Here is a 7,865-nt window from a genome sequence, read left to right on the forward strand (position 1 = left end):
GCTGAGCTGTGACCGCCTGGTGCAGTTCTGAGAGAGTTTATGAAACGAGTCGCGGGTGGTTTTTAACAGACGACACCCCGCCGCCCCCCCCGCCCGGCCCCCCCCCGCCGCGGGCCTCGGTCCGGCGTACAACGTGCTCGAGGGGTTCGAGGGCGACGTCGGTCCGGACGGCCACCGCGGCCACAGCGGCTGGCGTGCGGCCGGGCTGCCCTGGCGGCAGGCGTGAGCGGCCCGCGCGTCCCCGGCCCGGCCGACTGGGACGACCGCCGCGCGCCGCGCGACGGGCTGCGTCCCGACACCCTCGCCGTGCGCGGCGGGCTGGTGCGCTCGCAGTTCAACGAGACCTCCGAGGCGCTGTTCCTCACGCAGGGGTACGTCTACGACACGGCGGCCGAGGCCGAGGCCGCGTTCGCGGGCGACGCCGACCGGTTCCTGTACTCCCGGTACGGCAACCCGACGGTGTCCACGTTCGAGGAGCGCCTCCGCCTGCTGGAGGGCGCCGAGGCCGCCTACGCCACCGCCTCCGGCATGTCGGCGGTGTTCACGTCGCTCGCCGCGCTGGTCGGCTCCGGGTCACGCATCGTGTCGGCCCGGGCGCTGTTCGGGTCCACGGTGGTGATCTTCGAGGAGATCCTGGCGAAGTGGGGCGTCCGGACCGACTACGTGGACGGGCACGAGCTGGCGCAGTGGCAGGAGGCGCTGTCGACGCCGGCCGACGTCGTGTTCTTCGAGACGCCGTCCAACCCGATGCAGGACCTGGTGGACGTGGCGGCGGTCAGCCGGCTGGCGCACGCGGCGGGCGCGGTCGTCGTCGTCGACAACGTGTTCGCCACGCCCGTGCTGTCCCGGCCGCTCGAGCTCGGCGCGGACGTCGTCGTGTACTCCGCGACCAAGCACATCGACGGCCAGGGACGGGTGCTCGGCGGCGCCATCCTGGGCAGCGACGAGTACATCCACGGTCCGGTGCAGACCCTCGTCCGCAACACCGGGCCGTCCCTGTCGGCGTTCAACGCGTGGGTGCTGCTCAAGGGCCTCGAGACCCTGTCCCTGCGCGTGCGGCACCAGACGGCGTCGGCGCTCCGGGTGGCCACGTGGCTGGAGCAGCAGCCCGGCGTCTCCCTCGTGCGCTACCCGTACCTGCCGTCCCACCCGCAGCACACCCTCGCCCTCGCGCAGCAGTCCGGGGGCGGAACCGTCGTGACGTTCAACCTCGCCGTGCCCGAGGGCGCGACACCCGACGTGGCGAAGAAGACCACGTTCGGCGTGCTGGACGCCCTGCGGATCGTGGACATCTCCAACAACCTCGGTGACGCCAAGTCGCTGGTCACGCACCCCGCGACGACCACCCACCGCAAGCTCGGCCCCGAGGGGCGCGCGGCGGTGGGCATCGCCGAGTCGACGGTCCGGCTGTCCGTGGGGCTCGAGGACCCGGCCGACCTGCTGGACGACCTGGGTCAGGCGCTGGAGACGCTCGCGGGCTGAGCCCTCAGAGCCGGACGGTCTCGTTCTCGCCGCCGTCGTAGCGCTCGCCGGTGAGCTTGGCCTTGACCAGGCTGAACGCCGTGGTCAGGCGGCCTCCCTTGGCGTGCCAGTACTCGGCGGACTCCCCGTGCACCACGACGAGCACCAGACCGGGGGTCTCGGGCCCGTCGGGGAACCACGCCTCGGCCGTCGCGCCCCAGAGCTCGCGGTTCTTCGCGACGTCGCGGACCACCTCGGCGGGGCCGGACAGGGACACCCAGGCGGTCGCGTCGGCGAACGCGGCGTTCGCGGGGCTGCCCGCCTCGATCTCGTGCACCTTGTGGCTGTCGGCGTCGGCGAAGAACCAGAGGTCCCCGTCGAAGTCCACGTCCTGCACGCCCATCGGACGGCTCACCAGCGAACCGTCGGCGGCGACCGTGGTGAGCATCGCGATCTTCGCGTCCTTGATCAGTGCGGCCACCGTGGCCCGCTCGTCGTCCTGAGTCATGCGGCCACCGTAGGCATGTCGTACGGATGCTGCATGCTCGGGGGATGACGGAGGAGACCGACTACGACGCGCTCGCGGACGACCTGGTGGCCCGAGGGGCCACGCGCGCGCAGATGATGGGCCGCCCGATCCTCAAGGTCGGGTCGACCATGTTCGCCGCCCACATCGGCGGAGACCGGTTGGCCGTCAAGCTGGGGCGGGACAGCGCTCCGTTCGCCGAGGCGCTGGCGCTGCCCGGGGCGGCCGTCTGGGAGCCCGGTGACAGCGGGCGGCAGTTCAAGGACTGGGTCGCGCTGCCGCCGTCGGCCGAGGACGAGTGGATGCGCTTCGCCGAGATCGCTCGCGTCCTCGCTCAGACGTCCTTGGCCATCCAGAGCGACAGGTCGTCGCCCTCGTACTCGAAGAAGGGGACGACCGGGCGGTAGCCCGCGGACAGGTAGAGCGAGACCGCCTCGGGCTGGCGGATGCCGGTCTGCAGCACGACGCTGGTCAGGCCGAGCGCACGGGCGTCGTCCTCGATGGCGGTGAGCAGCGCGCGGGCGGCGCCGGCACCCCGGGCGTCGTCCTCGACCCACACCTTCTTCAGCTCGCCGGAACCCGCCGGGTAGCCGTCGCGGGCGGCGCGCAGGGTCGCGCAACCGACCGGGCGGTCGCCCAGCCAGGCGATGACGGTGGACAGCGCCCCGACGCCCTGCCTCGGGTCGTCCGCGTCGAAACCGCCGGGGGTCATCGCGGGGATCTCGGGGTAGCGAACTTCGATGTCCCGCCACATGGCGAGGCGCAGCGCGGTCGCGACGGGGTCCGACCAGTCGGCGTGCGTGAGCGTGACGGTCGGCCGCTCGCCGGTGCGGGGCGCCCGGGGCGTCGCCTGGGTCAGGTCCTTGGCGAAGCAGCGCGACTGCGCCTCCGTCGCGTACTCGCCGAAGTTCGGGATCGAGCGGTAGCCCTCGCTCAGGTAGAGGCCGATGGCCGACGCCTGCAGCACGCCGGTCTCCAGGACGAGCCGGTGGAAGCCGCGCTCCGTCGCCAGGCGCTCGAGCTCGCGGACGACCGCACGGGACAGCCCGCGGCCGCGGTGTGCCGGGTCGACGTACATCCGCTTGAGCTCGCCGACCCCGTCACCGCGGTCGCTGAGCGCGCCGCACGCGACCGCCTCGCCGTCGACGCGCACCAGGAGCATCGCGACGATGCTCTCGCCGGTCATCTCGTGGCCGAGGTCCTCCTCCCCGTAGAGGGCGAGGAGCTCGGCCTGCTGCGCGGTGCGCAGGCGCAGGGCGTCGGGGTCGTCCCAGTCGACGAGGGTCAGCACCACCTGGTTCAGCCGACGAGGGTCGTCAGGACCGACGTGAAGAACCGCAGCCCGTCCGTGCCCGTGCGGGGGCCCTTCGCGCCGTCGGGGCCGAAGCCCGGCTCGACCGCGTGCTCGGGGTGCGGCATGAGGCCGACGACGTTGCCCGCCGCGTTGGAGATGCCCGCGATGCCGCGCCGCGAGCCGTTCGGGTTCCCGCCCTCGTAGCGGAACACCACGCGGCCCTCGCCCTCGAGCTCGTCGAGCGTGCGCTCGTCGGCCACGTACTGGCCGTCCTGGTTCTTCAGCGGGATCGTGATGCGCTCCCCCGCCGTGTAGTCGCGGGTCCAGGCGGTGTCGACGTTGTCGACGGACAGGACCTGCTCGCGGCACACGAAGTGCAGGTGGTCGTTCTTGATCATCGAGCCGGGCAGCAGGTGGGCCTCGGTGAGCACCTGGAAGCCGTTGCAGATGCCCAGGACCGGCAGCCCCTTGTGCGCGGCGTCGACGATCTCGCCCATGACCGGCGCGAACCGGCTGATGGCGCCCGCGCGCAGGTAGTCGCCGTAGGAGAAGCCACCGGGCAGGACGACGGCGTCGACGCCGTGCAGGTCCGCGTCGGCGTGCCACAGGCTCACGGCCTCCGCGCCGGCGAGGCGGACCGCGCGGGCGGCGTCGCGGTCGTCGAGCGTGCCCGGGAAGGTGACGACGCCGATCCGGGTCATGCCTGGACGTCCTCGTAGACCGCGACGACGTCCTCGATCACCGGGTTGGACAGCACGTGCTCGCCGGCCTCACGCGCCGCCGCGAGGATCTCCTCGGTCACCGGCCCGTCGACCTCGAGCTCGAACCGCTTGCCCTGACGCACGGACGCGAACTGCCCGAACCCGAGCCGCGGCAGGGCGCCGGCGACGGCCTTGCCCTGCGGGTCGAGGATCTCGGGCTTCGGCATGACATCGACGACGACTCGTCCCACGAAAGGGCTCCAGGTGTTCGCGCGGCGGTGGGGGGTCGCGGCGATTCTAGCGAGTGCCCCGGGGCGTCCCGCGCGGCTGCTCAGTCCGTGGCCAGGAGGGCCGGGACGAGGCTCTCCTGGTAGGTGTCGACCCGCGGGACCCGCCCCGTCGACGCGATCGTCAGGACGTCGACCAGCGCGAGGTCGTCCGGACCGGTCCGCGCGGTGCGGGATGCGACGACCATGCCGGGGAGCGCCACGAGTGCGGCCACGGCGATCCCGACGGTGAAGAACAGGTCGGTGCGCCCGCTGCCCTCGAGCCACGCGATGCCGACGAGGCAGGCGGTCGCGGTCGCGACGATCATCCGGTGCCGCGGCGTCGGCGCGACGAGTCGCCGGGCGTGCTGCGCGGGGCGTACCGGTACGAGACGGTCCAGCAGGGCCCGCGCCCGGAGCGCCCCGAGGACACCTGCCGCGAGTGCTACGGCGAGGGCGGCCGTCAGCGGAGCCGGCATGCCCGCGCGGCCGGCGCTCACCGTCTCGACGCACGCCGCCCCGCACGACCCGGCGGCCAGGGCGGTCGGTGCCAGGAGGCAGGCGGTCAGGGCGGCCCCCGCCGTGATCACGACGGCGAGGGTGAGCGGGCCGGTGGTGCCGCGGGCCGGGAGGCGGTCGCGCAGGACCCAGCCGAACAGGAGCGTCTCGCTCGTGACCTCCTCGCCGACATCTGGCACCAGGTGCTTGCCGGCGCGCTTGCGGGTGATCTGCGGGCCTCGCGCCAGGATCCCGACCAGCATGCCCAGCATGACCCCGAACGAGCCCGCTGACGGGACGTGCGGCCGGCCGCCCGTGACCAGTGGGATGACCACCGAGACGAGGAACGCGACCACCGCCACGGTGACCAGCACCCGCACCGGGCTGCCCTCCCCCTCGAGGTCGTCGCGCACCCACCCGCGGTACCGGGCGGGGACGCGGCGGTCGAGCAGCCGGTACGCGAGGGCGTACCGCAGCGGGGGACGGGTGCGAAGGCGCGTCGCCCACCCGGCGCGGAGCAGGCCTACGGCGGTGCGGGCGTCCACGCGTGTGGCGCCCGGGTCGGCGAGGTCGGCGAGCAACGCGGTGACCTCGTCGGCCCGCTCGCGGCGCCACCGCGGCGGGTAGGCGCGCAGCCAGCGATGCACGGAGCGCTCGAAGCGCGGGTCGACGGTCATCGCAGCTCCTGGAGGGCGACCGGGACCAGCTCGGTGTCGTGACGGTCGACCTCGACCGGGCGGCCGGTCCAGGCGACGTGCCGCAGGTCGACGAAAGCGACATCGGACACCGCTCGCCGCTGCATCGCGACGGCGGACGGGAGCAGCAGCAGGCACACCGGCGCGGTCACCACGGAGACCGAGTGCACCCAGGCACCGGTGGCCTCCGCCAGCGCCGCCGCGACGACGAGGACGATCCACAGGGCGATGCCCACGCGAGCCTGCGGTCGCAGACCCAGGACGTGGCGGGCGGGCTGGTCGGGCCGCGCGGGGAGTCGGCGGTCGAGGCGTCGGGCCACGACGACGGCGAGGGCGAGACCCAGCAGGGCGACGACGACCAGGGGTGCGACCGCGAGGTCCGGGGCCTCGCGTGCCACGACCGCCGAGTCGATCTCGGTGCAGAGTCCTGTCGAGGGCAGCTCGCACGGGAGGGCACGGAACACGACGCGGGTGGGCGCCAGGAGCGCAGCGGCCGACCAGGCTGCGGCACCGACCGCCAGCAGGAGCACCAGGGCGCGCGATCCCGGCTCGCCGGCGATGCGAGCGCGTGACGTGCGCACCCAGACGAACGCGCCCAGCTCGCGCGGCTCGCCGGGACCGGGGCGCGCGTGGTGCTGCAACCTGCGGCGCGCCGCGGCGTCCGGGCGGACGCACAACAGCGTGGCAGCTCCGGCGACCGCGAGAGCCGTCCACAGGACGAGGTTCTCGTCGCGAAAGCCCGTGGTGAGCCCCTGGTAGAGCGGCAGCACGAACAGCCATGCGCGGCCCAGCAGGTTGCGGCGCAGGTTCCCGGGCGAGGAGATGTCCTGGCGCACCCACTCGCGGAACCGGGCGGGGACGCGGATGTCGAGCATCCGGTAGGGCAGGTACACCCGCATCGGCGGTGTCCGACGCCAGCGCGTCGCGATGCCGCCGCGCAGCAGGCCGAGGGCGGTCCGGGGGTCCAGCCGCCGTGCGCCGTCGCCGGCCAGGTCGACGAGGACGGCGGTGACCTCCGCGGCACGCTCGGCACGCCAGGCCGGCGGGTACGCGCGCAGCCAGAAGGCGGCGGAGCGCTGGAGCTGCTCGTCGGTCATCGGTCGAGACCTCGGTACGGACCCATCGGGCCGATCTCCGCGGGCGCTCCGAACAGGACCTCCCGCTTCGCCGCGCGTCCTCGGGCGTGCTCGGCCACGGTCCCGCCGTACACGAACGCGAGCGCCACGGCGGACGGCCACATCGGGCCGTCCAGAGCGAGCGACAGGGTCAGGAGCGCCGGACCCGGCACCAGGAGCAGCGTGCTCGCGACGCGGACCGGGTAGAGCACTCCGTCGAGATCGTCGCGGAGCCACGCGTCGTATCGCGCGGAGGGTCGGCGGTCGGTGAGTCGGTAGACCAGGAACGCCCACACCGGCGGCCGCCCACGCCAACGAGCAGCCCATCCGGCGCGCACGAGTCCCACCGCCGTCCGCAAGTCGATTCGGGTGGCCCCGGCCGGCGCGAGGTCGGTCAGCAGCTCGGTGACCTCGGCCGTCCGGTCCACCCGCCAGCGCCGGGGGTACGCACGCAGCCAGAGGGCGGCGGAGCGCTCGATGGTGGTCATCACGAGGTTCCGAGCGCGGGCCGCGGGCGGGCCGCGAGGACGCGCCTGGCGAGCGACGCGAGGTCAGTCAGTCGCGAGGTCTCCGCCGCGAGGGCCGCAAGGCCGTCGGACGTCAGGCGGTAGTAGCGGCGCAGGCGACCGTCGACGACGACCTCGCCGGACGCCTCGGCGTACCGCGCCTCGACCAGCCGGTCGAGGATGCCGTAGAGCGTGCCCGCGCCGAGCCGGACCCGGTCGTCCGACAGCGCCTTGACCGCCTGCACGATCCCGTAGCCGTGGCGTGGCTGCTCGGCGAGGGAGAGCAGGACGAAGTACGCCTGCTCGCTCATCCGGAATGCCATAGGGGATATATATCGCGTGGCGACCCATGCGGGCAACAGCCGGGGTGGTGATCCGCTCGGGTGGCACCGCTTGTGCACAGGTCAGGGGCGCGTGTCAGTGGTCGCTCGTACATTTGTTCTATATCGGGCAGGGCGCGTCGAGGCGGCGGAAGCGGAGGTGGAGGTGATGGCGGCGGTGCTCAAGCTGGTTCGTGCCGGTGACGTGGCCGACGACGGCCTGCCTGCAAGGTCCGCGTCCGTGCCGGTCGCGTTCCCGCCGTCCACCTTCGGGCCCACCTCGCCTGCCTTGCCCACCTCGCCGGCGTCGCTCTCCTCGCCGGCGGTGGTGTGGGCGGACTCGGGGCGTGGCGGGCGTCCCGGGGCAGCACCGCAGGTTCGGGCCGGTGACCGGGTGGTCGACCTGGGCGACGTCGAGGCGTTCCCCCTGGCCGGGGTGGAGGTGGCCGCCCTGGCGGGGATGCTGGGTGCGGTGCCCGTCGC

11 protein-coding genes and 1 pseudogene are annotated in these 7,865 nt (G+C 73.8%); 4 read left to right on the forward strand and 8 right to left on the reverse strand.

What is annotated here, in order from left to right:
- Positions 1 to 106: 106 nt before the first annotated feature.
- Positions 107 to 226 (forward strand): annotated as a pseudogene (locus RYN42_RS18575) (rhodanese-like domain-containing protein); the annotation flags it as partial.
- Entirely contained in the window at positions 223 to 1,482 is a 1,260-nt protein-coding gene (locus RYN42_RS18580) for an O-succinylhomoserine sulfhydrylase (protein WP_315098592.1), read from the forward strand. The pseudogene RYN42_RS18575 and the gene RYN42_RS18580, both read left to right, overlap by 4 nt.
- Positions 1,483 to 1,486: 4 nt before the next feature.
- On the opposite strand, the gene RYN42_RS18585 is transcribed toward RYN42_RS18580, so the two are convergent.
- A complete protein-coding gene (locus RYN42_RS18585; protein WP_315098595.1) occupies positions 1,487 to 1,969 on the reverse strand; it encodes a pyridoxamine 5'-phosphate oxidase family protein in 483 nt (160 codons plus the stop codon).
- A gap of 44 nt (positions 1,970 to 2,013) precedes the next feature.
- Between RYN42_RS18585 and RYN42_RS18590 the strand changes: the two genes are divergently transcribed.
- Positions 2,014 to 2,394: a hypothetical protein gene (locus tag RYN42_RS18590; protein WP_315098598.1), complete on the forward strand. Its 381-nt coding sequence runs from the start codon at positions 2,014 to 2,016 to the stop codon at positions 2,392 to 2,394.
- Here the strand turns inward: RYN42_RS18590 and RYN42_RS18595 are convergent.
- From RYN42_RS18595 to RYN42_RS18625, 7 genes are all read right to left on the reverse strand, one after another.
- Positions 2,322 to 3,281 carry a GNAT family N-acetyltransferase gene (locus tag RYN42_RS18595; protein ID WP_315098601.1) on the reverse strand — a complete coding sequence of 320 codons (960 nt, stop codon included), beginning with the start codon at positions 3,279 to 3,281 and terminating at the stop codon, positions 2,322 to 2,324. The two genes, RYN42_RS18590 and RYN42_RS18595, sit on opposite strands and share 73 nt — an antisense overlap.
- Before the next feature lie 5 nt (positions 3,282 to 3,286).
- Positions 3,287 to 3,982, reverse strand: coding sequence for a phosphoribosylformylglycinamidine synthase subunit PurQ (gene purQ / locus RYN42_RS18600; RefSeq protein WP_315098604.1), 696 nt, complete (start codon positions 3,980 to 3,982; stop codon positions 3,287 to 3,289).
- The gene (purS, locus tag RYN42_RS18605; RefSeq protein ID WP_315098606.1) at positions 3,979 to 4,233 is read right to left on the reverse strand and encodes a phosphoribosylformylglycinamidine synthase subunit PurS; all 255 of its coding nucleotides are present in this window, start codon (positions 4,231 to 4,233) and stop codon (positions 3,979 to 3,981) included. Before purS ends, purQ begins: the two co-directional genes overlap by 4 nt.
- A gap of 80 nt (positions 4,234 to 4,313) precedes the next feature.
- Positions 4,314 to 5,423, reverse strand: a complete 1,110-nt coding sequence (locus RYN42_RS18610) for a hypothetical protein (RefSeq protein ID WP_315098609.1) — start codon at positions 5,421 to 5,423, stop codon at positions 4,314 to 4,316.
- A complete protein-coding gene (locus tag RYN42_RS18615; protein WP_315098610.1) occupies positions 5,420 to 6,538 on the reverse strand; it encodes a hypothetical protein in 1,119 nt (372 codons plus the stop codon). The genes RYN42_RS18610 and RYN42_RS18615 overlap by 4 nt, the downstream gene beginning before the upstream one ends.
- On the reverse strand, positions 6,535 to 7,044 hold the full coding sequence (locus RYN42_RS18620) for a hypothetical protein (protein ID WP_315098612.1): 510 nt from the start codon (positions 7,042 to 7,044) through the stop codon (positions 6,535 to 6,537). The genes RYN42_RS18615 and RYN42_RS18620 overlap by 4 nt, the downstream gene beginning before the upstream one ends.
- Positions 7,044 to 7,373, reverse strand: a complete 330-nt coding sequence (locus tag RYN42_RS18625; protein WP_315098615.1) for a PadR family transcriptional regulator — start codon at positions 7,371 to 7,373, stop codon at positions 7,044 to 7,046. The genes RYN42_RS18620 and RYN42_RS18625 overlap by 1 nt, the downstream gene beginning before the upstream one ends.
- A gap of 178 nt (positions 7,374 to 7,551) precedes the next feature.
- On the opposite strand from RYN42_RS18625, the gene RYN42_RS18630 reads away from it, so the two are divergent.
- Positions 7,552 to 7,865, forward strand: a 314-nt coding sequence (locus tag RYN42_RS18630; RefSeq protein ID WP_315098620.1) for a hypothetical protein, incomplete at its 3' end; no start/stop codon positions are given.

Source organism: uncultured Cellulomonas sp., from assembly GCF_963527515.1.
GTDB lineage: Bacteria > Actinomycetota > Actinomycetes > Actinomycetales > Cellulomonadaceae > Cellulomonas.

Coding starts and splice junctions, on each gene's coding strand:
- RYN42_RS18585 (WP_315098595.1), bottom strand. CDS start 1,969: ATGACTCAGGACGACGAGCGGGCCACGGTGGCCGCACTGATCAAGGAC.
- RYN42_RS18590 (WP_315098598.1), top strand. CDS start 2,014: ATGACGGAGGAGACCGACTACGACGCGCTCGCGGACGACCTGGTGGCC.
- purQ (WP_315098604.1), bottom strand. CDS start 3,982: ATGACCCGGATCGGCGTCGTCACCTTCCCGGGCACGCTCGACGACCGC.
- RYN42_RS18610 (WP_315098609.1), bottom strand. CDS start 5,423: ATGACCGTCGACCCGCGCTTCGAGCGCTCCGTGCATCGCTGGCTGCGC.
- RYN42_RS18615 (WP_315098610.1), bottom strand. CDS start 6,538: ATGACCGACGAGCAGCTCCAGCGCTCCGCCGCCTTCTGGCTGCGCGCG.
- RYN42_RS18620 (WP_315098612.1), bottom strand. CDS start 7,044: ATGACCACCATCGAGCGCTCCGCCGCCCTCTGGCTGCGTGCGTACCCC.
- RYN42_RS18625 (WP_315098615.1), bottom strand. CDS start 7,373: ATGAGCGAGCAGGCGTACTTCGTCCTGCTCTCCCTCGCCGAGCAGCCA.